The organism is Burkholderia sp. R-40 (assembly GCF_049942845.1).
In the GTDB taxonomy this organism is placed as follows: Bacteria; Pseudomonadota; Gammaproteobacteria; order Burkholderiales; family Burkholderiaceae; genus Burkholderia; species Burkholderia ambifaria.
Genome location: NZ_CP187967.1, coordinates 1,184,034 through 1,204,584, shown reverse-complemented (window position 1 = coordinate 1,204,584; position 20,551 = coordinate 1,184,034). Strand labels below are relative to the sequence as shown.

The 20,551-nt window shown below is 62.7% G+C and carries 28 protein-coding genes and 1 tRNA gene; 15 read left to right on the top strand and 14 right to left on the bottom strand.

Going from position 1 to position 20,551, the window contains the following annotated elements; all coding sequences use genetic code 11:
• Positions 1-30: 30 nt before the first annotated feature.
• Genes ACP26O_RS05720 through ACP26O_RS05710 form a run of 3 tightly spaced genes read left to right on the top strand, consistent with a single transcriptional unit; the run spans position 31 to position 2,004 of the window.
• Positions 31-684 carry an SCO family protein gene (locus tag ACP26O_RS05720; RefSeq protein ID WP_012363427.1) on the top strand — a complete coding sequence of 218 codons (654 nt, stop codon included), beginning with the start codon at positions 31-33 and terminating at the stop codon, positions 682-684.
• A complete protein-coding gene (locus tag ACP26O_RS05715; RefSeq protein WP_175664022.1) occupies positions 681-1,121 on the top strand; it encodes a copper chaperone PCu(A)C in 441 nt (146 codons plus the stop codon). Before ACP26O_RS05720 ends, ACP26O_RS05715 begins: the two co-directional genes overlap by 4 nt.
• 10 nt (positions 1,122-1,131) lie before the next feature.
• On the top strand, positions 1,132-2,004 hold the full coding sequence (locus ACP26O_RS05710; protein WP_011656372.1) for a cytochrome c oxidase assembly protein: 873 nt from the start codon (positions 1,132-1,134) through the stop codon (positions 2,002-2,004).
• 19 nt (positions 2,005-2,023) lie between these two features.
• On the opposite strand, the gene ACP26O_RS05705 is transcribed toward ACP26O_RS05710, so the two are convergent.
• On the bottom strand, positions 2,024-2,515 hold the full coding sequence (locus ACP26O_RS05705) for a GNAT family N-acetyltransferase (RefSeq protein ID WP_011656371.1): 492 nt from the start codon (positions 2,513-2,515) through the stop codon (positions 2,024-2,026).
• Between the two features lie 128 nt (positions 2,516-2,643).
• Positions 2,644-3,510 (bottom strand): pirin family protein, encoded by an 867-nt coding sequence (locus ACP26O_RS05700; protein ID WP_175664023.1) that lies wholly within the window; start codon positions 3,508-3,510, stop codon positions 2,644-2,646.
• A gap of 110 nt (positions 3,511-3,620) precedes the next feature.
• Between ACP26O_RS05700 and ACP26O_RS05695 the strand changes: the two genes are divergently transcribed.
• Both ACP26O_RS05695 and ACP26O_RS05690 read left to right on the top strand, forming a co-directional pair.
• Positions 3,621-4,538, top strand: a complete 918-nt coding sequence (locus ACP26O_RS05695) for a LysR family transcriptional regulator (RefSeq protein ID WP_105833183.1) — start codon at positions 3,621-3,623, stop codon at positions 4,536-4,538.
• 145 nt (positions 4,539-4,683) lie between these two features.
• Positions 4,684-5,187: a GAF domain-containing protein gene (locus ACP26O_RS05690; RefSeq protein WP_175664024.1), complete on the top strand. Its 504-nt coding sequence runs from the start codon at positions 4,684-4,686 to the stop codon at positions 5,185-5,187.
• Between the two features lie 142 nt (positions 5,188-5,329).
• Here ACP26O_RS05690 and map read toward each other — a convergent pair whose 3' ends face one another.
• Both map and ACP26O_RS05680 read right to left on the bottom strand, forming a co-directional pair.
• The gene (gene map / locus ACP26O_RS05685; RefSeq protein WP_175664025.1) at positions 5,330-6,136 is read right to left on the bottom strand and encodes a type I methionyl aminopeptidase; all 807 of its coding nucleotides are present in this window, start codon (positions 6,134-6,136) and stop codon (positions 5,330-5,332) included.
• Positions 6,136-6,372, bottom strand: a complete 237-nt coding sequence (locus ACP26O_RS05680) for a ParD-like family protein (protein ID WP_006751861.1) — start codon at positions 6,370-6,372, stop codon at positions 6,136-6,138. Before ACP26O_RS05680 ends, map begins: the two co-directional genes overlap by 1 nt.
• 127 nt (positions 6,373-6,499) lie before the next feature.
• Here ACP26O_RS05680 and ACP26O_RS05675 point away from each other — a divergent pair, with 127 nt between their 5' ends.
• From ACP26O_RS05675 to ACP26O_RS05660, 4 genes are all read left to right on the top strand, one after another.
• On the top strand, positions 6,500-7,159 hold the full coding sequence (locus tag ACP26O_RS05675) for a helix-turn-helix domain-containing protein (protein WP_175664026.1): 660 nt from the start codon (positions 6,500-6,502) through the stop codon (positions 7,157-7,159).
• A complete protein-coding gene (locus ACP26O_RS05670) occupies positions 7,156-7,704 on the top strand; it encodes a GNAT family N-acetyltransferase (protein WP_012363418.1) in 549 nt (182 codons plus the stop codon). The genes ACP26O_RS05675 and ACP26O_RS05670 overlap by 4 nt, the downstream gene beginning before the upstream one ends.
• Before the next feature lie 267 nt (positions 7,705-7,971).
• Positions 7,972-8,460 carry a hypothetical protein gene (locus tag ACP26O_RS05665; RefSeq protein WP_175664027.1) on the top strand — a complete coding sequence of 163 codons (489 nt, stop codon included), beginning with the start codon at positions 7,972-7,974 and terminating at the stop codon, positions 8,458-8,460.
• A 162-nt stretch (positions 8,461-8,622) separates the two neighbouring features.
• A complete protein-coding gene (locus ACP26O_RS05660) occupies positions 8,623-8,952 on the top strand; it encodes a hypothetical protein (protein ID WP_011656363.1) in 330 nt (109 codons plus the stop codon).
• A gap of 346 nt (positions 8,953-9,298) precedes the next feature.
• Here the strand turns inward: ACP26O_RS05660 and ACP26O_RS05655 are convergent, their stop codons facing one another.
• The 5 genes from ACP26O_RS05655 to ACP26O_RS05635 form a co-directional block, all read right to left on the bottom strand.
• On the bottom strand, positions 9,299-10,777 hold the full coding sequence (locus ACP26O_RS05655; RefSeq protein WP_175664191.1) for a sensor domain-containing diguanylate cyclase: 1,479 nt from the start codon (positions 10,775-10,777) through the stop codon (positions 9,299-9,301).
• A 241-nt stretch (positions 10,778-11,018) separates the two neighbouring features.
• Positions 11,019-11,136: transfer RNA gene (locus tag ACP26O_RS05650), tRNA-Ser, on the bottom strand.
• Between the two features lie 21 nt (positions 11,137-11,157).
• Complete coding sequence (locus tag ACP26O_RS05645) at positions 11,158-11,691, bottom strand: hypothetical protein (RefSeq protein WP_212061146.1); 534 nt, start codon at positions 11,689-11,691, stop codon at positions 11,158-11,160.
• 19 nt (positions 11,692-11,710) lie between these two features.
• Positions 11,711-12,541, bottom strand: coding sequence for a hypothetical protein (locus ACP26O_RS05640; RefSeq protein ID WP_426356315.1), 831 nt, complete (start codon positions 12,539-12,541; stop codon positions 11,711-11,713).
• Positions 12,542-13,775: 1,234 nt separating this feature from the next.
• Positions 13,776-14,480 (bottom strand): SOS response-associated peptidase family protein, encoded by a 705-nt coding sequence (locus ACP26O_RS05635; protein WP_426356314.1) that lies wholly within the window; start codon positions 14,478-14,480, stop codon positions 13,776-13,778.
• Positions 14,481-14,533: 53 nt separating this feature from the next.
• Between ACP26O_RS05635 and ACP26O_RS05630 the strand changes: the two genes are divergently transcribed.
• Positions 14,534-15,025, top strand: a complete 492-nt coding sequence (locus ACP26O_RS05630; protein WP_212061150.1) for a hypothetical protein — start codon at positions 14,534-14,536, stop codon at positions 15,023-15,025.
• Between the two features lie 59 nt (positions 15,026-15,084).
• On the opposite strand, the gene ACP26O_RS05625 is transcribed toward ACP26O_RS05630, so the two are convergent.
• Positions 15,085-15,324: a hypothetical protein gene (locus ACP26O_RS05625; protein ID WP_426356313.1), complete on the bottom strand. Its 240-nt coding sequence runs from the start codon at positions 15,322-15,324 to the stop codon at positions 15,085-15,087.
• Between the two features lie 328 nt (positions 15,325-15,652).
• Here ACP26O_RS05625 and ACP26O_RS05620 point away from each other — a divergent pair, with 328 nt between their 5' ends.
• The 5 genes from ACP26O_RS05620 to ACP26O_RS05600 are packed head-to-tail and all read left to right on the top strand — an operon-like array spanning position 15,653 to position 18,250.
• Positions 15,653-16,060 (top strand): PAAR domain-containing protein, encoded by a 408-nt coding sequence (locus ACP26O_RS05620; protein ID WP_175765987.1) that lies wholly within the window; start codon positions 15,653-15,655, stop codon positions 16,058-16,060.
• Between the two features lie 4 nt (positions 16,061-16,064).
• Positions 16,065-16,568 (top strand): DUF4123 domain-containing protein, encoded by a 504-nt coding sequence (locus ACP26O_RS05615; protein ID WP_426356312.1) that lies wholly within the window; start codon positions 16,065-16,067, stop codon positions 16,566-16,568.
• A complete protein-coding gene (locus tag ACP26O_RS05610) occupies positions 16,561-17,040 on the top strand; it encodes a hypothetical protein (RefSeq protein WP_426356311.1) in 480 nt (159 codons plus the stop codon). The genes ACP26O_RS05615 and ACP26O_RS05610 overlap by 8 nt, the downstream gene beginning before the upstream one ends.
• Positions 16,925-17,518 (top strand): restriction endonuclease fold toxin 5 domain-containing protein, encoded by a 594-nt coding sequence (locus ACP26O_RS05605; RefSeq protein WP_346274631.1) that lies wholly within the window; start codon positions 16,925-16,927, stop codon positions 17,516-17,518. The genes ACP26O_RS05610 and ACP26O_RS05605 overlap by 116 nt, the downstream gene beginning before the upstream one ends.
• Before the next feature lie 6 nt (positions 17,519-17,524).
• Positions 17,525-18,250 (top strand): immunity 52 family protein, encoded by a 726-nt coding sequence (locus ACP26O_RS05600; protein ID WP_426356310.1) that lies wholly within the window; start codon positions 17,525-17,527, stop codon positions 18,248-18,250.
• A 37-nt stretch (positions 18,251-18,287) separates the two neighbouring features.
• Here the strand turns inward: ACP26O_RS05600 and ACP26O_RS05595 are convergent, their stop codons facing one another.
• The 4 genes from ACP26O_RS05595 to ACP26O_RS05580 all read right to left on the bottom strand — a co-directional run bounded on the left by ACP26O_RS05595 (position 18,288) and on the right by ACP26O_RS05580 (position 20,517).
• On the bottom strand, positions 18,288-19,076 hold the full coding sequence (locus ACP26O_RS05595) for a DNA adenine methylase (RefSeq protein ID WP_212061160.1): 789 nt from the start codon (positions 19,074-19,076) through the stop codon (positions 18,288-18,290).
• Between the two features lie 168 nt (positions 19,077-19,244).
• Positions 19,245-19,739: a DUF2514 family protein gene (locus tag ACP26O_RS05590; RefSeq protein ID WP_212061162.1), complete on the bottom strand. Its 495-nt coding sequence runs from the start codon at positions 19,737-19,739 to the stop codon at positions 19,245-19,247.
• Entirely contained in the window at positions 19,736-20,230 is a 495-nt protein-coding gene (locus tag ACP26O_RS05585; RefSeq protein WP_212061164.1) for a glycoside hydrolase family 24 protein, read from the bottom strand. Before ACP26O_RS05585 ends, ACP26O_RS05590 begins: the two co-directional genes overlap by 4 nt.
• Positions 20,231-20,232: 2 nt before the next feature.
• Entirely contained in the window at positions 20,233-20,517 is a 285-nt protein-coding gene (locus ACP26O_RS05580) for a phage holin family protein (RefSeq protein ID WP_060145593.1), read from the bottom strand.
• Between the last annotated feature and the right edge of the window lie 34 nt (positions 20,518-20,551).

Sequence of the window (20,551 nt, the reverse complement as noted above, 5' to 3'; positions counted from 1 at the left end):
GACGACCGTTCCGTCCGATCGAGCCCCAGGATGTCGTCTGCCCGTCCCGCGCCGCACCGGCGCCACCTCATCACCCGCTTCGTCCGCACGGCCGCGGCGCTGACCGCCGCCGTCGCGCTCGCCGCCTGCACGCACGACGAGCCGAACTGGCACCTGACCAACGTCACGGGCCACCTGCCCGACCTGTCGTTCACGCTGACCGGCGGCGACGGGCATCCGGTCGACGCGAACGCATTCCGCGGCCGCATCGCGCTCGTCTATTTCGGCTATACGCACTGTCCGGACGTCTGCCCCGAAACGATGGCGCGGCTGATGGAAGTGCTCGCGAAGCTCGGCCCGCAGGCGAACGACGTGCGCATCCTGTTCGTCTCGGTCGATCCCGCACGCGACACGCCGCAGGCGATGCAGTCGTACGTCGCCGCGTTCGACGCCGCGCACGCGCGTGGGCTGACCGGCACCGACGGCCAGATCGAATCGCTCGCGAAACGCTATCGCGTCGCGTACCAGATGGAAAAACGCGATCCGTCCGGCGGCTACGAAGTCACGCACAGCTCGGCCGTCTACATCTTCGACGCGAACGGTCGCGCGCGTTTGCTCGCGACCGACCGCGATTCGCCCGACGCCATCGCCGCCGATGTGCGCCGGATCATCGACACTGCCTCCCCCTCCCGAACTCCGACATGAAGACGACCCTCAAGACGTTCGCCCTCCTCGCCGCCCTGTGCACCGGCGCGCACGCCTATGCCGCCGGCGCGATCACCGCGCAGAACGCGTGGGTGCGCTGGCTGCCGAACCAGCTGCCCGCGGGCGGCTACGTGACGCTCGTCAATACGGGCGACAAGCCGGTCGATCTCGTCGACGTCGACAGCCCCGACTACGGGATGGCGATGCTGCACCAAACCGTATCGAACGGCTCGACGCAGAAGATGGAAATGGTCGACAAGCTGACGATCCCCGCGCGCGGCAAGGTCGACATCGCGCCGGGCGGCTATCACTTCATGCTCGAGGAACCGAAGCACGCGATCAAGCCCGGCGACACCGTGCGCCTGCGCCTGAAGTTCTCCAACGGCGAAACGGTCGACACGCCGTTCACCGTGAAATCGCCGGCCCAGGCGAAGTGATGCGCGCGCGATGAACGTCCTGTACTGGCTCGATCCGTGGGAACCGTCGCCGACCGTGGTCATCGCGGTGCTGACGGCCGCCGTGCTGTTCGCGCGCGGCGTGAAGAAGGCGAAGGTGTCGCCGCTGCGGCAGTTCTCGTTCTGGTTCGGGCTGACGGCGCTCTACATCGCGCTGCATACGCGGCTCGACTACTTCTTCGAGCATGAATTCTTCCTGCACCGCGCGCAGCACCTCGTGCTGCATCACCTCGGGCCGTTCTTCATCGCACTGGCGTACCCGGGCGCGGCGATCCGCGCAGGCATTCCGTTTCGCTGGCGGCAGCGCTTCGTGCGCCCCGCGCTCGCGTGGGCGCCCGTGCGCGCGACGCTCGACGTGGTGTTCCATCCGGTCGTCGCGGTCGTGCTGTTCGTCGGGCTGATCTATTTCTGGCTGCTGTCGCCGATCCACTTCGTCGCGATGCTCGACTGGCGCCTGTATCGCGTGATGAACTGGAGCATGGTGATCGACGGGCTGCTGTTCTGGTGGCTCGTCGTCGATCCGCGTCCCGCGCCGCCCGCGCGGCTGTCGCCGGGCCGCCGGATCCTGATCGTCGTCGCGGCGATCCCGCCGCAGATCGCGCTCGGCGCGCTGATCTTCTTCACGCCGCACGAGCTGTATCCGATCTACTCGATCTGCGGACGCGCGTTCACGTGGCTCAGCCCGCTGCGTGACCAGCAGATCGGCGGCTTGCTGCTGTGGATTCCGGGTTCGATGATGAGCGTGATCGGCGCGCTGATCGCGCTGCGGCACTGGCTGCGGCTGTCCGCGCGCGGCCGATTGCTCGACGAGCGCGCTGCCGCCCGGCGCGCGGAGCGCCCGTCGGTGACGCGCGCCGCCCACTGACGGCACGGCGCGCCGCGCGTCAGCCGCGCGCGCTGGTCATCCACACGTGCGGGATGCCGTCCTCGTCGTGCACGTCCGAGTTCGGCGTGAAGCCGAATGCCCCGTAGAAACGCTGCAGGTGGGCCTGCGCATGCAGGCTCACCTGCGTATCCGGCCACTGCGCGCGGATGTGCTCGAGCGCGCGCGAGATCAGCGCGTTGCCGAGGCCCGCGCCGCGAAACGGCGCGGTCGTCAGCACGCGGCCGATGCGCACGTCGGTATTCTGCGCATCCGGCAACAGCACGCGCAGGTAGCCGGCGAGGCGGCCCGCCGGATCGTACGCGGCCAGATGCCACGCCGCCTGATCCGCATCGTCGATGTCGCGATACACGCAGTTCTGCTCGACGACGAACACGGCGCTGCGCGCGTCGAGGATCGCATAGAGTTCACGCGCGGTCAGCGCGTCGAAGGATTTCCAGCGCCAGTCGAGATCGTCGGCGCGCGCGGAGGCGGCAGGTGCGGAAGCGGTCATGGTCGTCCTGATTCGGGGCGCGCCGGCCGGCGCGCGGCAACCGTCGATTATGCCTCGAAGCACACGCAGCACGCACGCGCCCTTCCGCGCACGAAAAAAGGCCCCGCAATGTGCGCGGGGCCTGTCCGTCATGCCGGCATCTGGCCGAAGCGGCCGTTGTTGAAATCGTCGATCGCGGTCCGGATTTCCTCTTGCGAGTTCATCACGAACGGCCCGTAACCAACGACCGGCTCATCGATCGGTTCGCCGCTCAAAATCAACAGCTTGGCGTCGCCGTTCGCTTCGATCTCGACGTCGCGGCCGTCGCGGCTCAGTTGCACGAACTGCGCTTCGCGGGCGACCGTCTCGCCGTTCACCAGCAGCGTACCGTCGAGCACCACCACCGCGAGCGTCCGCCCTTCGGCGATCGGGAACCGCGCGCGGCCGCCGGCTGCGAGCCGCACGTCCCACACGTCGATCGGCGTGTGCGTGCGGGCCGGGCCGCGCCGTCCGTCGAATTCGCCCGCGATGATCCGCGCACGCCCCGCACCGTCCGGCAGCTCGACCACCGGGATGTCCGCGTTCAGCAGCGTCTGGTAGCCGGGCGTGCCCATCTTGTCGGCGGCGGGCAGGTTCACCCACAGCTGCACCATCTCGAGCGGACCGCCGCGCTTCGTGAACGCATCCGAGTGGAATTCCTCGTGGAGGATCCCGCTCGCGGCCGTCATCCACTGCACGTCGCCCGGGCCGATCACGCCGCCCGCGCCGGTCGAGTCGCGGTGAGCGACTTCGCCGTCATAGACGATCGTCACGGTTTCGAACCCGCGATGCGGATGCTGACCCACCCCGCGCGGGGCCGAAGCCGGCTCGAAGTTCGCGGGGCCCGCGTAGTCGAGCAGCAGGAACGGGCTGAGGTGCGCCCCGTGCGACTGATAGCTGAACATCGAACGCACCGGGAAACCGTCGCCGACCCAATGGCCACGCGGCGCGCTGTAAACACCCTGGATCTTCTTCATTTGCCTTCTCCGAATTGCGGCGAAACACGTGCTTCGCATCCTGGGTACGAATATAGAGATGGAACGATCGATCCGGTAGACTGCGAAAATCGCACTCAGCGTTCTATTTGATGAACGATCAAGAACGGGATCTGAACGATCTCTATTACTTCGTGCAGGTAGTCGAGCACGGCGGCTTCGCGCCGGCCGGGCGCGCGCTCAACCTGCCGAAATCGAAGCTGAGCCGCCGCATCGCGCTGCTCGAGGCGCGGCTCGGGATGCGGCTGATCCAGCGCTCGACGCGCCGTTTCACGGTCACCGACGTCGGCCAGACCTACTACGCGCACTGTCGCGCGATGCTCGTCGAAGCCGACGCCGCCGACGAAGCGATCGCGCTGTTGCACGAGGAGCCGCGCGGCATCGTGCGCGTGAGCTGCCCGGTCGTACTGCTCGATTCGCTGGTCGGCACGATGATCGCCGCGTTCATGGCCGCGTGCCCGCGCGTCGAGATTCACCTGGAGGCGACCAACCGGCGCGTCGACGTGGTCGGCGAAGGGATCGACGTCGCGATCCGAGTGCGCCCGCCGCCGCTCGAGGACAGCGATCTCGCGCTGCGCGTGCTGGCCGAGCGCGGCCAGTGCCTCGTCGCGAGCCCCGCGTTGCTGCGCGAGCTCGGCACGCCGGCCGTCCCCGCCGATCTGACCCGCCTGCCGAGCCTCGATCACGGCGTGCCGCAGGCCGCGCACGTCTGGCGGCTGCGCGGCCCCGACGGCGCGCAGGCGGAAATCCACCACCAGCCGCGCCTCGTGACGGGCGGCATGCTCGCGCTGCGCGCGGCGGCCGTCGCGGGTGTCGGCGTCGTGCAGCTGCCGACGATGATGGTGCGCGATGAAGTCGAGCGCGGCGAACTGGTGACCGTGCTGCCGAACTGGGCGCCGCGGCGCGAGATCGTGCACGCGGTGTTCGCGTCGCGGCGCGGGCTGTTGCCCGCGGTGCGCGCATTGCTCGACTTCCTGACCGAACGGTTCGCCGAACTCGCACCGGATTGAGCGGGCTCGCGTGCCCGTGCGTGGCGCATTCGGCATCGCGCTCCCGAACCGGACGCTGCAGACGGGCCGCGCGTGCCGTAGACTGCGGGACGCGCATCGCGCTTTTCACAACCCAGCCGTTCACCACCCTTATCGCATTTCAGCCATGTTCACGCTGTCCAACGATCCTCACGCCTCCAAGGCCGAACTCTATGCGACGCTCGTCGAGCAGGCACGCGCGCTCGTCGAATCGGAACGCGACCTGACCGCGAACGCCGCGAACTTCTCCGCGCTCGTCTATCACTCGCTCGACCGCCTGAACTGGGCCGGCTTCTATTTCTTCGACGGGTCAGAACTCGTGGTCGGCCCGTTCCAGGGCAAGCCCGCGTGCGTGCGGATCGCGCTCGGCAAGGGTGTATGCGGCACGGCCGCGCAGACCCGCGAGACGCAGGTCGTGCGCGACGTGCATGAATTCCCGGGCCATATCGCCTGCGATGCCGCGTCGGAATCGGAAATCGTCGTGCCGCTGGTGGCCGCCGACGGCACGCTGATCGGCGTGTGGGACGTCGACAGCCCCGTTGCCGCACGTTTCGACGACGAGGACCGCAACGGGATGGAAGCGCTGTGCCGCGTGTTCGTTGAACATGCGTGGCAGAAGACGCGCGGTTAAGCGGCGTTCGCAGCGTGACGCTGCCGGTCGCGGCGGTCGAAACGATGGCCTTGCTGACCGTCCCGCGCGACTGCCAATGAATGACACGGGCCCCACGACGGGGCCCGTTTCGATTGCGCCTTTAAGTGCGGGCTGCCGCGCGTCAGGCCGCGTGCGTGCCGGAGAGCGCCGCGAACGCCTGCGGCTTCACGTCGTCCGACAGGATCTCGACGCCCTGCTCCGTCACCACGACCATATGCTCCCATTGCGCGGACAGCGAATGGTCCGTCGTGACGACCGTCCAGCCGTCCGCCAGCACGCGCGTATCGCGCTTGCCCGCATTCAGCATCGGCTCGATCGTGAAGATCATCCCCGGCCGCAGCGGCACGCCGGTGCCCGGGCGGCCGTAGTGCAGCACCTGCGGCTCGTCGTGGTACACGTCGCCGATCCCGTGCCCGCAGTACTCGCGAACCACGCTGAACCCTTCACGATGCGCGACCTGCTGGATCGCATAGCCGACGTCGCCGAGCGTCGCGCCCGGACGCACCGCGCGGATGCCCGCATGCATCGCCTCGTAGGTCGTCGCGACGAGGCGCCGCGCCAGTTCACCCGGCTCGCCGACGAAGTACATGCGGCTCGTGTCGCCGAACCAGCCGTCCTTGATCACCGCGATGTCGAGATTCACGATGTCGCCGTCGCGCATCGGCCGCGACGATGGAATACCGTGACAGACCACATGGTTGACCGACGTACACAGGGTTTTCGGATAACCGTGATAGCCGATGTTCGCCGGGATCGCGCCGAGTTCGTCGACGATGTATTCGCGGCAGCGGGCGTCCAGTTCGTCCGTGGTGACGCCCGGCTTCACGTGCTCGGTGATCATCGTCAGCACGCGGGACGCGAGCTTCGCGGCCTCGCGCGACTTGTCGATTTCCGCGGCGCCGCGGATCGGGATTTCTCGCTTCGCCATTACGCCACCTGCTCGATGTCGCGCGCCACCGACTCGGTCGGCCCCGCATCGCCGCCGCGCGCTTCGATCTCGATCAGCATTCGGCAGATATCGCCGTAGGACAGCGACGGATTGAGTTCCGACAGCATCCCGACGCGCAGCCAGTGTTCCGCCTGCGCATTGATCGAACGGCTGAGCGCGGTACTGGTCGAGCGCAGCCGTTCATGCATGTGCTCGGATATCTTGATGATTCCCATATAACCCTAATTAAACGAAGTGTAGTCGTTTCGTATATTACGCTCGGGCCGGCCCACGGGCAAGCGTTCCGACTCCGCCGAAACCCCGTTGACATCGAATTCCAGCTTGCTGGACAATAAATCCATCATGCAGGAATTCACCCGCCCGCCCGTCGACGACACCGGCATCAACGAACGCATCGCCCGGCGCGTGCGCGACTTGCGCACGCTACGAGGCTACACGCTCGATGCGCTCGCCGCGCGTTCGGGCGTCAGCCGCTCGATGATCTCGCTCATCGAGCGCGCGTCGGCGAGCCCGACGGCCGTCGTGCTCGACAAGCTCGCGGCGGGTCTCGGTGTGTCGCTGGCCGGGCTGTTCGGCGGCGATCGCGACGACGCCCCGGCGCAGCCGCTGGTGCGGCGCGCGCAGCAGGCGGAATGGCGCGATCCGGCGTCCGGTTACGTGCGGCGCAATCTGTCGCCGCCCGGCTGGCCGTCGCCGATCCAGCTCGTCGAGGTCGATTTCCCGCCCGGCGCGCGCGTCGCGTACGACTCCGGCGGGCGCGAAAGCGCACTGCATCAACAGGTGTGGGTCGTCGATGGGCGCGTCGACGTCACGCTGGGCAACCAGCTTCACGAACTTCACGCCGGCGACTGTCTGGCCATGCGTCTCGATCAGCCGCTGATTTTCAGCAACCCGTCGTCGCAGGCCGCGCGCTATGTCGTCGCGATCTGCGATGTTCCCGCCGCCGCCGGCGCGCGGAGTGTGTCATCCGTTCAAAGCCGCCAAGCGCAGGAGCCCGTATGAATTCCCCGAAACAGCGTGACGACGTGCGCCTGATCGATTGCAGCGAGGCCGAGCATGCCGCGGCCATCCTCGAGATTCTGAACGACGCGATCGTGAACTCGACCGCGCTGTACGACTACCGGCCGCGCCCGCCCGAAGCGATGGTCGCGTGGTTCGCGACGAAGCGCGCCAACGGTTTTCCGGTCGTCGGCGCGGTCGATGAATCGGGCACGCTGGTCGGCTTCGCGAGTTGGGGCACGTTCCGCGCGTTTCCGGCGTTCAAGTACACGGTCGAACACAGCGTCTACGTGCACCGCGACCATCGCGGCCGCGGGCTCGGGGAGCTGCTGCTGCGCGAATTGATCCGGCGTGCACGCGAAGCCGACGTGCACGTGCTGGTCGGTTGCATCGACGCCACCAACGGCGGCAGCGTCGCGCTGCATACGCGCCTCGGCTTCGTGCATTCGGGCACGATCACCGAAGCGGGCTTCAAGTTCGGCCGCTGGCTCGATGCGGCGTTCTATCAGTTGACGCTCGACACCCCCGCGCAGCCGGTGGATGGCTGATCGGCATCGGTGAGCGTTCGGCAATCTCCCGCTGACGCGGGCGATGCAGACGCCCCCGCCACGACGACCACCGCCCTTGCAGCACCAACGCGATCAAGCCAGCGTTGTCGCCACGCCTCCAGGCTTACGCGTCCCGGGCCCCGCACCTTCGTCCCGTGACGACGAGCGTGACGTTCGCCGCATTCTTGCGCGAGAACGGCAGCGATACGGTATTCCCCAGCGGCCGCAGCGCGGTCGCATACCGATCCATCACTCGGAGGATGCCGTATGAAAACGCCCCATGCCCTGCCGTACCATCCCGATTCGCGACACGACGCCGGCCTCGCGCGACGCGCGCTCCGCTGCGTGGCGTGCTCGCTTGCCGCCCTTCCGCTTTTTTGCGGACAAGCGTTCGCGGCCGGCGCGTGTCCGACGCCGCTCGTATTGACCGGCAACACCGATCTGCTGTGGAAGGAAGTCACCAACAACCAGTGGCGCAACATGCTGCCGCGCGGCTGGACCGACAACGGTTTTCACTTCTACAGCCGGGTGCGCAGCCGCGGCCCGGAGAACGGCATCAACACGCCGTCGGATCTCGAGTCCGAAATCCGCAAGCAGAGTGCAGACGAGCCGGCCGGTGGCAACAATCCGAATCGCCGGGCGATCACGCTGCCGATCTTGAACAGCAAGGGCCAGCATCTGCTGGTGATTTACGACTACGACGGCAAAAGTACGTCGAAGTGCGAGCTGGTGACGTTGACGTATCCGGCGGAATAGATGCGTGAATGACGTGCTGGAAAAGGAAAAACCCCGCCGAAGCGGGGTTTTTTCTTTCTTGGCGGGCGACACGTTCGACCCGGCGCGAAAGCCTCGCGATCACGGTTCGCGCGTCCGCAATTGGCGAGTACACTGAAAATTCAATCGCAGCAGGAGAATGTGATGATTGACGCTGGCCCTCAAAGCACTTTCCGAGGCCTGCCGCTTACGGTGGAGCAGGACGCGGAAGTGAAGCACTACATAACCGATCGAACTCGGCGCGGGCTGCCCTGGGACACGCCGGAGTTGAGCGCGATGCTCGAGGACATGCTGCATCCCCCGGGTGACGGGGACGAGGACGGGGACGACGATGTCGCATCCCCGGCAGACGAAGCTCGAGCCGCCGCCGAACGTGCAGAGGCATCGATTGACGATGCGATGGATCCCATCGAGGCGAATGAGGAGTGGAACGCGGCCATGGAGTCGGAAGCCATGAAAGGGCCCCGACGATAACCTGCAGACGTCACGCCGAGGATGAAGCAGCACCTGCGTGCCTTATCGGATGGCGCGCGGATACGAAACCTTGCGCGGCCATTGTCCCCGCCCCTGAGGCAAGAAATAGTCCGGTCCGGAAGTAGAGAAATTCGGCATGATGTGTCCATCACGGACACCAAGGCCATGCCCTGGTCAATGCGCGTCGATTGCCAACTGGATCCACAGATGGTCAGTTTGCAGGCGTGGTAAGCGCGAGCCTTATCCTGCAAGACTCCCGCCCCTTGCCGTAGCAAATTTGCAGCACGCAAAAAAGCCCGCCTTCAGCGGGCTTTCGCGTTTGTGGAGCGGCAAACAGGCATCCCCGTCACTCCAACGGCTGCAACGCGGCAACCCGGTTCCGGCCGATCGTTTTCGCATAGTACAGCGCCTCGTCGGCCGCCTTGATTACCGCGTCGGGCTCATTGTCCTGTTCCGGCGTCCAGCTGGCCAGCCCAATACTGGCCGTGACGCGCCCATACTCGCTGCCGGCATGTTCGAGTGCCAGTTCGTCGATTGCCGCGCGAATCCGCTCGGCGATCTGTGCGGCGCCGGCCGGCGGCGTATCGGGAAGCAGCACGACGAATTCCTCCCCGCCGTAGCGCGCCGCGGTATCGACCGGCCGGCGGATGTTTTCGCCGATGCAGCGGGCGACCGCCGCCAGCGCGTCGTCCCCGGCCTGATGCCCGTAGGTGTCGTTGTAAGCCTTGAAGCGATCGACGTCGACGAACAGCAGCGAGAAGACGGAATGCGTGCGCCTCGCGCGACGCCATTCCCGGTCCAGAACTTCCCCGAAACTGCGTCGATTGTTCAAGCCGGTGAGCCCGTCGGTACGCGCCAGCAGCACCAGCTCGGATTCGGCCCGCATCCGGCGGCGCAGTTGCCCGCTGAGCAGGAATGACAGCGCGATGAACGCGACGCCGAACGTCGCCACCAGTGCGCCGATCGTCACTGCGCGGTGCCGCCACGCGGCATAAACGTCCTGCTCGCCTTCTGCAACCATGATGATCAGCGGCAACTTCGGCAGGTGCTTGAAATAGTAGAGGCGACGTACACCGTCGATTGAAGCCGTTTCCGAGAATACGCCCTCCGACGCACGCTGAAATCGTCGAAAGGTCGTAGCCTTGCTGATATCGCGACCGACGATGCTGACGTTGTACGGTTGACGCATCACCATGATGCCGTCCTTGCCGATCAGCGACATCGAACCGTGCTGCCCCAGCGACAGGCCCGCAAACAGGTGGTGGAAGTACTCGAGATTGATCGCAATCAGCGCGACGCCGCCGAACGATCCGTCCGGGTTCGAGATGCGCCGAGACAGCACAATGCAGAGCATGCCAGCGCGCAGGCGCGACACGAACGGATCGCTCACATAGAGGCCAACGTCGGGATTGTCGCGATGCACGGTGAAGTATTTGCGATCGGCGAAATTGCCCTTGCGGGGCACGTCGTTGGCCGAATCGAGAACGATATCGCCGTTCGCGTCGAGTACCAGTTGCGAACCAATGAAGGGGGCACTCATCGCATGATCGAACAGCACGCCGCGCCGCAGCGCCGGCGCTGCCGACATCACATCAGGCCGTTGCAGACCCTGAATCACCGCCTGCAACGACAGGTCGTAGAGTTCGAAGTTGCGCTCGATGTCGCGCTCGGCGATCAGGCCGAGATTGCGCGAGGTTTCGCTTGCGCGCTCCAGTGCGTCGTTCCGGCTCTGAAATAGCTGCAGCACGCACAGGCCCATCAGTGCGCACGCGATCACGATGCCAACCGCCACGATGACGTAGGGGGCCGCCGTACGACGATGCATGGTGTCCTCAGCGCAAAATGAGCCGCGCCCGTCGTTCGGCGCGTGGTTTCCGCATACTAAATCGGACGGGTACATTTGAACACTCGGCGCGTACCCGACCAGAACCCGAACAGCAAAAAGCAACTTTGTGTCCGACTGATGACAAACCCCGCCCCACTACCCCAGGCGGCTTTCCCAAGGATGAAAACGGCGCCGGAAAAAGAAAAAGCCCTGATTTCTCAGGGCTTTTTCTTTTCTTACTTGGAGGCGCGAGCCGGAGTCGAACCGGCCTAAACGGCTTTGCAGGCCGTCACTTTACGCACAAAATCAATATTTTGCGCCAATTGACCATCCAAATTGACCGCTCTGCCGATCGCCCCAGCTCCAAAGATGGCATCGGATCAAAAACGCTTGCCGATGGATATCGAAACGCCGACCGTGTTCAATGGACTATGCTCGCTCGCAGGCGCATCGGTGTACTGGACGTTGGTGAACTTGATCTTGGCGGACTTCAAGGCGTTCATAATCCGCACCTTTTCCGGAATGTCCGGGCCACCGACCTCGATTCCAGTAGTGGAGTTCGTCAATCCGCCGAACCACTTCACGTCCAGACCCGCAGCCGTCATGGCGTCGTATAGTTGTGCGTGAAATGCCGCCGGTTCATCTTCGTGGCGGTTGTGGTTGAGCCATAGCGAAAAGCTTGGGCCCTTGCGAAGCTCAGTTTGCAGCGCCGCGGCTTGTCTAGTTGAAAGCATGCGCGGCGCGAAGGCTAGCTGACCGCTCGTCCATCTGTTGATAATCGGCGTTACCGCAGCGATACAGCCTGCCGCTATGGCAGTCCGTGTCCAGGAATAGCCGCCCGCAACTGCTGCAACGGTGCCGCTAGAGACAGACACGATGAATGCGAGTTTGTCCAGAAACTTGACGGATGACACCTGTTTCTCCTTGTCTTCTCTACTTTCCTGCGCCTTTCACCCCGTCGGCAGCTAGCAGAATCCATAGGTCAATTTTGCGCTGTGTGTCCTCAGGCAATTTCATGCGCAGCTCTGGCCAGAGCTGGCCCATGCCTTCGATCGCCTTTGCCATGAAGGGCATACTGTACTGGAGCGGTAGCGACATTATCTGCAATGCGCCGGGATCGCCGGCGTGAGTTAGTCGCAATTGGCTCAACGCGAACGGCAGCGTATGCACGTACTGAGACAACTGCATGATCACGCTAAGGTAGTAATCGTGATTGATCCCGCTCGACTGATTGCGATCGCTTTGGATGCGGATGTACGCGGGAGCTTCACCAGCAGTTATTTTCTGCTGAACTTTTTTTGATAGTTTTCCGTAGAATGGATGGACCATCGCAGCGTCACGTAGCATTTTTGCGTCATCCCGGAGTTGATCAATGTCCGGACCTGCCGCGCCGATACCATCCAACATGGTCAACCGATGTTCCTTGTCATGAAGCTCCCATAGCAGAATTCGCATTTCACGTTCGCGATCAGTCACAGGTTGCAATGCGATATACGCGAGCGCACCGAATGACTCGACCAGTGTACGAGCGATCGCGCATGCGGCACCGATATCCCATAGCTCAGGATTCGAACTGTTTTGAAGCGTCGGCGAGATACGTCGCAGGCTTATTGCATGGCAGACCATCTTTGTGAAGATGACTTCGGCATGTATCAGATGCTCTTCGACGACCTTTCGCCCAGTCAGACGTCTGGAAAAGCCGCAGGCTTCGTCCAGAATCAGGTCGTATTCAGCCAGTATCGCCGTGTATCGGCTGATGGTCATCTGACTCTTGTTCGCCATATCCTCCGTCCATGGTGGAATGCACCTCCGGAAGTATATCGAGTTGTAGTTTCTGATCGAAATGGAAACGATCGTAGATTGCTGACGATGTTCGTTGCTGTTTCGGATGTCCGCAGTTGGCCACTTTCGGCCCGTCAGGTACGCCGCTGCCTCAAAGCTGCTTTGCCGAACCGTCAGCTTTCTTTCGAATTCTGTACTGCAGAGGCAGTTACCATCCCGTAGTTCAGGGGATGGAATGACAGGCGCGAGGCTTGTCCAGCAAGGCTCCCATCCCTTGCTGTAGCAAATTTGTAGCACGTGAAAAGCCCGCTCTCAGCGGGCTTTTGTGCTTCCGGGCCCCCGATTTCGCCACCTGGTTGCAAAGCAACTTGCACTGCCTGATCATGCAGCAGTACCTGCGCCTTATCTGACGTGGCTCTCGCCCTTTTTTGAGGATCGTCCGCTAACGACCCTGAGCAGCCTGTCAGGCCCTCGCGACACGAACGACCACTTCCGAAGTCAAACGGACGTCCGTCGACACCGGAGAGCAGCGGCTTCTCGGCCCGAGCCGACATACGAGGACGTGCCTCGTTGAAGCAGCTACTCACTTGAATCTTACCGGAATGGATGCTTGTATTGCTCGACAAACGCGAAAACGATAAAACCAAATAGGGCAAGCCAAAACAAGGCCTCCATAGATCGATATTCAATTCCGCTTAGATAAGCAATCTGTCCATGAACATCGTGATAGTAAATCCTGCCGGCAGACGGTACGGGTGCGCGCGGCCGCGTGTTAACAAAATAGATAGACAGAAATATTGCAGAGAAAAATGATGTTACCGATATTGTTAGGGCGATCACCTCACAAAACCTCCACAATCCTCTCGCCCTATCGTCAACCATGATATTAATTCCTTTCGTCTGGGTCGCCGCCACAGCGCGTCGTAGTCAAAGCTCTCGGTATTTAATCGCCAAACATCGTAATGGCTCGTTCACAGCTCTATGAATGACCTATCTTAACCGGACATGTGACGCTCGCGCGTCTGAATTGTGACGGCATGGAACGTCCATAGTTGACTAGGAGCTGACACTCGGATGTCGGATTCATGCCCGGGGCGAGCGTCGCTTTTTGGCCGGCAGCCGCCAGTCGTAGTCTCCGGCAACTGGCCGAACGGCGAACTTCAGCGATCCGGTGCGGGGCGCTGGTCTCCTCGGGTAGGCTTGGCGAGCAGCAAACCTACTTTGCCTCTACAACCATCTCGTCAGCCGGGTAGAGTTGCAGCATCGCTCGCGCTGCCTCGACGTTCGACGTTGTCAGCCATTCCTCCCAGTCGTCCGGGCGCAGGATCACGACTGAGCGCTTCTCCTCGCCCGGCTTATGCATGCGCGACATGATCGGATGGTCGTCTGCATTAACCGTAATCATCGACATTGCATGACGCACGGTCCCGCCCGGGCCCTTCAACGTCCGCCAGATACCGGCCACGCACATCGTCGGACGGCCGGCCACGCCGACCTTTTGCCACACGCACGGGCCGAGGACCAACCTTCCGTCGCCTGCCTGCCGCGCGTCCGGGTACGACGGCTCGATCACATACTGCGCTGGAATCAGACAGCGGCTACCTGATCGCCATGCAGGGCCGTAGAGGGCCGATTTGCCAAGATTGTCGTCGCGCACATTCATCGTGCTACGCATCGGAGGCGGCTTCCGCCCCTGCTCTTTCGCCTTCTCGATGTTCGCTTTCTGCAGTTGCCGGGGCCAGAACCCAAATCCCGCAATCAGCGGTCTGAATTGTCCGTCAATGCTCGCGACGATAGGCGCGTCATAGTCTTGGTAGATCTCCGGCTTCCACGGGGTCCAGCGATACAGGTCTCTGAAGCTGTCGATCTTCAGTTCGCTCAATCCCGGATCCTCGCCGGGAGCCACGTAGTTGGTGCACATCCGCTGTCCCCGCTTTCCGTGCTTGACCAAACCATCTTACCGCGCGATACACTGTGTTTTTATACAGTGTCTCAGCCGTGATCAAGCCACAGTGGGCCTACATCTGGGAGTACGGATTCCAAGGCGACAAGGCGCGCCTGAGGACACCGATCGAGCTCACGAAACGCGAATTTGAGTCGTGGGTCGACAAGGATCCGAGGTCGGCGTTCCTTGGCACATGCGCGCCGATCGAGTCGACCAGGATCGACCGCAACCGCGTTCCGCTCACGGATCCGCGATTCAAGTTGCGGCCAGTGGTACCGGAATTCGACGCGCCAACCGAGGACGAACTTCGCGCGCTGTGGCGCGAGTACACCGACCTTCAAGTCCGATGGTTGATTCTGGAGATCCGCGCCCTACGAAAATCGCTCGAGCGCATCGAGGCGTGGTACGCGTACACCGACAAGAACGTCGCGAACAAGGGTGATCTAGCCGGGGCGCAGGGGCAGTTGCATCGGCTGATGCATCTGCTGCGCGAGGAAATGAGGCGCGCGAGGATGAGCTAAGGCCAAGTCAACAGCTGGCTAGTAGTCTGGGCGCCCCCGGCCGCGATCCTGCGTCACATTCAATGACCCCGCGATCGCTCCACTTGTTCGATGGACGCTCTAACTACCTCAAGAATATGCCGAACCGTTTCTTCGCTCGACATGCCAGAATCGAGGTATTCCTGAACACTCATCGTTCGCGGCTGATGCGAGCTTCCGTCGTTGTTGACGATGTAAATCTTGGCTGTCGCGTCCTCGACCAGTAGGACAATTTGAACGATTTTTTCGCCGACTATAGCCTGCATGGTTACCGTCGACATTGCTCTCTCCCGTTGGGTCACGATGTACGGAAGTATGGTCCGCAGCGTGAGGCATTGATAGATGGTTTACGACTGGGTAACTGCATTTAAGCGTGGTTCGATCACGTCGAAAAGAACGTCCTCGATCGTGGAGCGCTTGGCTTCGGACAGGGCGAAGTTCAGCGCCCGCGGCATCTGATGCGTGCCGAGAAGGGTCGGGCCGGGATGCTCTGACGCCAATGCTGCCCCACTCGATTGACAATCGTTGACCGACTGCGAGACGGCCAGCGGCTGACTACTCTTCCGGAAATGGTAAATTCATACGAAAACCACATCTACGAGAGAGCATATGGCCCGAGCCATGATCTGCGTCGGCGACACGACGACGCACGGCGGTCGCGTGCTGGAGGGCACCGCGACCGCCACCATTGACGGGAAACCCATCGCCGGCGTCGGACACAAGGTACTTTGCCCACAATGCAAAGGCGTCTTCCCGATCCTGCCCGCGACAGGGCGGCGCTACCCGCATCAAATCGCCGGCCGGGAAACGGCCATCGAAGGCATGAAGACCGCTTGCGGGGCAACGCTGATCGCCTCGCAATCGTCCGCGACACTCGACGACGTCGGAGCCGGCGAAGCGACGACGGGCGGTGCAGTCGCCAACGCTGCAGCAGCGCTGGCCCCTTCGCCCACGCTTTGCCTCGAATGCCTGAAGTCCGCGGCCGAAAATGCTGCCACGATGATCGCGCGCGGGTAGAACCATGACCGGCAATTCGATCGAAGCGTTCTACTTCACGCGGCAACAGCAGTTGACCATGCAGGTGCACTTGTACGCGCTGGTCGATGGTCTCCTGTTCGCAGATGCGGCCGGCGGGTCCCCGCCTCAGCGATCGCAAGCGGCCGTGGCGCTGTTCGATGGCACACCGGACGCATCGCTCGCCGATGCAGGCCCGTGGCTGCTCGACTACGAGCGTGCGGGCGGCAACGTGCGACGTTCGCTCGCCGCGATGGCCGGTGGCCCGACAGGCGTGTCGTGGCTGATCAGCGCCTATCCAATCGAGTCATTGGCCGACGATCTGCGCCGTCGACTTGACGTGCGCTTGCCGGATGGCCGTACAGCCCTTTTCCGCTTCTACGACGCCCGCATCATGGCCGACGTGGCATCGCTGATGGAATTCACGCAGCGCATGCAGTTCTTCGTCCCGACATTTAACTGGCTCGTTGAAGTGAATGGAAAACTGAAGGGAGTGCACCCGCATGCTTGAGCTGACAAGCGAACAGGTCGCCGGCCTTGCCGAGATCGACGCACGTGGATACGTCGAACGCACACGGCAGGATCTCGTCAAAGCGGATCCGAAGCTGGCCGACGACGACACGCTACCCACGCGCCTCTGGAACGCGTACATCGCTGCTCGACGACTCGGCATCCAGTCCGATGAGAATGTCGCCGCGTTTCTCCGGATCGAGGCATACGCGCCAAAGTTTTACGAGAAACCGGCGACACGCGCATGGATTACGCGCCCCGGACGCTCGGCCGACGAACGCTTTCACGATTACCTACGCGTCATCAAATGGCGCATCGAACATCAGAACGACAACGGAGGGGCTGAGCATGGCGGGATTGGTGGTGCCGGCGATCGAGGCGGCGATAGTGGAACTCGGACCAGTCTTGGCGCGCGCTGGCGTCGCCTTATTGGGTGGGGCGGCAGTCGCGGGAACGGGGAGCCTGTCGGGTGATACACCAAAGGATGAAAGCAAGGCGAAGCCGGACGTCCGGGCGATTCCGCGTACGGGTGAGAGCTGCAAGAAGTGTCCGCCCGAAGCTGGCGCCTCGATGCGTCGCAATCATGGTGTGAATTGGAACGCCTATCGCTATCAGGCCCGCATCACCGGCTTCCCGTTCGATATTGAAGAGTGCCGCTGGAGCGATGAATGGGAATGGCTTGGCACGTTCTTTGATGGCTTCCAACCCGCCGCATGTATGCTGCAGGAGGCAAAGGGGAATTACGATCAGTTTCTCGACGGATCTATTCCGAAGGCCGATAAATGGTTCGATGGCTTTCGGACTATGGAGGACCAGATCATCGACCAAGGCTCCGTCGTACGGGCAAATCCGCCTGCACGCCTGACGTGGTATTTTCAGACCCCGCTCACCCACAGGAAAATGGCCCCGCTGTTGGCTCGCATGGGTGTGCAATCCGTCTATCAACCGTGACCGATCATGGAAATCAATGCGATGTTTCGGGACGCTTCCCTCTCGTCCCAGGATTTTCGGGAAATGCTGGTTAGAGAATCGCGGCTCGTCGCGGCACTGTCGGCAAAAGAGCCATTGATGGCTCATGCAAACTGGCGACTGACTGGCGATTCGCTGGAAGAAGCGAGCCTCTACCCGGCGTTCGACGAATCCGAAGCACCGTCGACGGCAGCGCTCGCAGTTCTGACGGAACGCGGAAGTACCAAGAAGCGCGGCGCATCGCACGCCGCAATCTGGAACGTCGCCACAAGCGACAATGAAGGAGCTGCGATTTCATGCCACGTATCAGACTTGAAGGTGCTGCCCGATCGGGTCACGATCGACATTGACGCACCGCGCTGCTATCAATCCGTGGACGATCTCGCTGACTCGATTCAGACGATCGTCGCTACGTTCCATCCGTTGGTCGTAGAGGCTTCGCCAAGAGGTTATTTCGAAAAGCAGGTGTTCGATGACAAGCCGGGTGTCGGCGCGATGCTTTATCTGCCGAAGGTCATCACACAACAGCAGGTCCCCGAGGCACGCGCCCTGATCCCTGTTCCCGAAGCCGGCAAAAACCAGACCGGTACAATCATCGTCAGCGTGACCGATGCCCCGTTCTCGATTGACAATCCCGAGCACGTCGAGGTTGCCAATCGCATCGAGATCCGCCTCGTCGATCAGGATCTTCTCCCAACCTACGCGAGTATCTAAGTCAGGTGGGGGCGATCGCCCCACCCACTATCCGTCTTCAAAACAGTCCGACCGGCTGCGCCGCGTCATCCCAACTGAAGATAATCAGCTCGTTTCGCTCGACGCCCCTCCCACCACCGACCGTGTATTGAATCGGCACGGTCTCGATATGAAATCCGTCGAACACGCGCCGAATGTCGGGATGGTCGTTGAGGCTCACGATCGCGTGCCCCTTGATCGACCGCAGACGCTGCGCCATCTTCTCGTACTCCGAGAACGGAAACGCCACGCCATACCCTTCCGTCTCGTAATACGGCGGGTCCAAGTAGAACAGCGTATGCGGCCGGTCGTATCGATCGATACAAGCCGCCCAATCCAGACGCTCCACGAACGTGTTCGCCAAACGTAGGTGTGCCGCAGACAGTTCCTCCTCGATGCGCAACAGGTTCAGGCCCGGCGGGGTTGTGGTCGCCGTGCCGAACGTCTGCCCTTCCAGCTTTGCCCCAAAGCAACTTTTCTGCAGGTAGTAGAACCGGGCCGCACGCTGAATATCCGTGAGGGTTTCCGGGACCGTTTGCTTTAGCCATTCGAACACCTGCCGGCTGCTCAGCGCCCATTTGAACTGCCGCACGAACTCTTCCAGATGGTGCTGCACAACGCGGTACAGGTTGATCAGCTCGCCGTTCACATCGTTGATGACCTCGACCTTGGCCGGCGGCCGGAGAAAGTACAGCGCTGCGCCGCCTGCGAACACTTCCACGTAGCAGTCATGCGACGGGAAACGCGGGATGATGTGATCTGCGAGACGGCGCTTACCGCCGATCCAAGGAATGATGGGATTTGCCATTGTGAAAGCCGTTTTTAAACTTGGTGTAGAATCCGGCCGGCCTACGTAGGTAAGCAGGGCCTTGGCTGATTCACTGGCTCAGACAGTGGAAAGGCGACCGGGGAGCGTGTTGCTGCACGCCGCTCGGTCGCCCTGTTTCTCTCGAGACCGCCCGGTCTCGGTGCCGCGTTATCGCGGCTGTTTGAATTGCTTGTCGCCGATCAACGCGCCGTAACTGCGCTCGCACTGTTGGCCGGCGCTGCCGCGTTCGTCAGCGATTCGCGCCAACTCTCCCGCAGCTTCGTCAGTCCGGCCGAGCAGGTCGGCGAGCAGATCGAAGGCGTTGCCGGTTGCCGGGCTTCCGGCCGAAGCGCCGGCACGTCGGACGTCGGCGACAAGTGCGGCGACTTGCTTGCGCAGGCCGTCAGCAGCGCCATCGGCAGCAGCAGCATCGCGGCGTGCCTGATCACGTTCTTTCGCAGCATCGGTTGCGATCTCCTGTTGTGCCGCCAACTGACGGCGAAATTCGTTACGCTCGATCTTCAGCTCGTCGATTTGCCTCGCCTGATCCGCAACCTTCGCGGACTGATCGGCATCGTGATGCCCCTTGAAATACCCGCCCGCCGAGCCGGCAATAACACCAGCAACGACGAGCAGCCAGATGCGCGGATCGATCCACGTCATGCGAGCACCTCCCCGCCGGCCGCGCGGTATGCAGCCAGCAAATGTTCGATCTTGTTTTCGTGCTGACCGTAGCCAGCACCCGGCAAACTGGCCCATACATTCGAGACCTTCGCGACAGCCTCGCGAAACCGCCCTGCATCGATCAACGCCAACGCACCGCGCTCGCGCAGTTGCTGCAATGCGTACAGGTCCTGTGAGACCGGACCGAAGTCCGGCAGCTTCATCTGCGCCTGATAGATCCGCCACCAGCGCGTGAGGATTTGATAGCGGCCGGCGGCCGTCGACGGCACCGGAATCTGCCGATTGAGCACATTCGGATGCGCCGCGTAGCTCGCGAACAGCAGCGGGCGCGACGACGTCGAGCCAACCAGCACGTTGTACCCATCGTCCGACTTCGCCAGCAGATCGGAGCCGATCTCGCTCACCGCAATCATGTCGAGGAACGCGATGCGATTCCGACCGCCTGCAGCGGTAACACTGATACGCGCCATCGTCACTTCTCCCCGAACAGTCGCTTCGCGTTTCGACGCAGCAGCACTTCAAGGTACTGCGATCCGATGATGCCCAACGCACTGCCCAGCCCGAGCAGCGCGATCGGCGGCAGATCCGGGATCTGCAACAGCGCCAACCCGGCGACCATCGACGTCGCCGAACCCAATACCGCCCTGCCGGCGACCAGCCGAAACGTCAGCTGCTCGCTGCCGACCAGCACCTTCGCCACACCAATCAGACCGCCCATGATGATCAGCTCCAGAATGGTTTTCTCGTGGTCCTGCATTCCACCCCCGCAATAAAAGAAAAAGCCGCCCGAG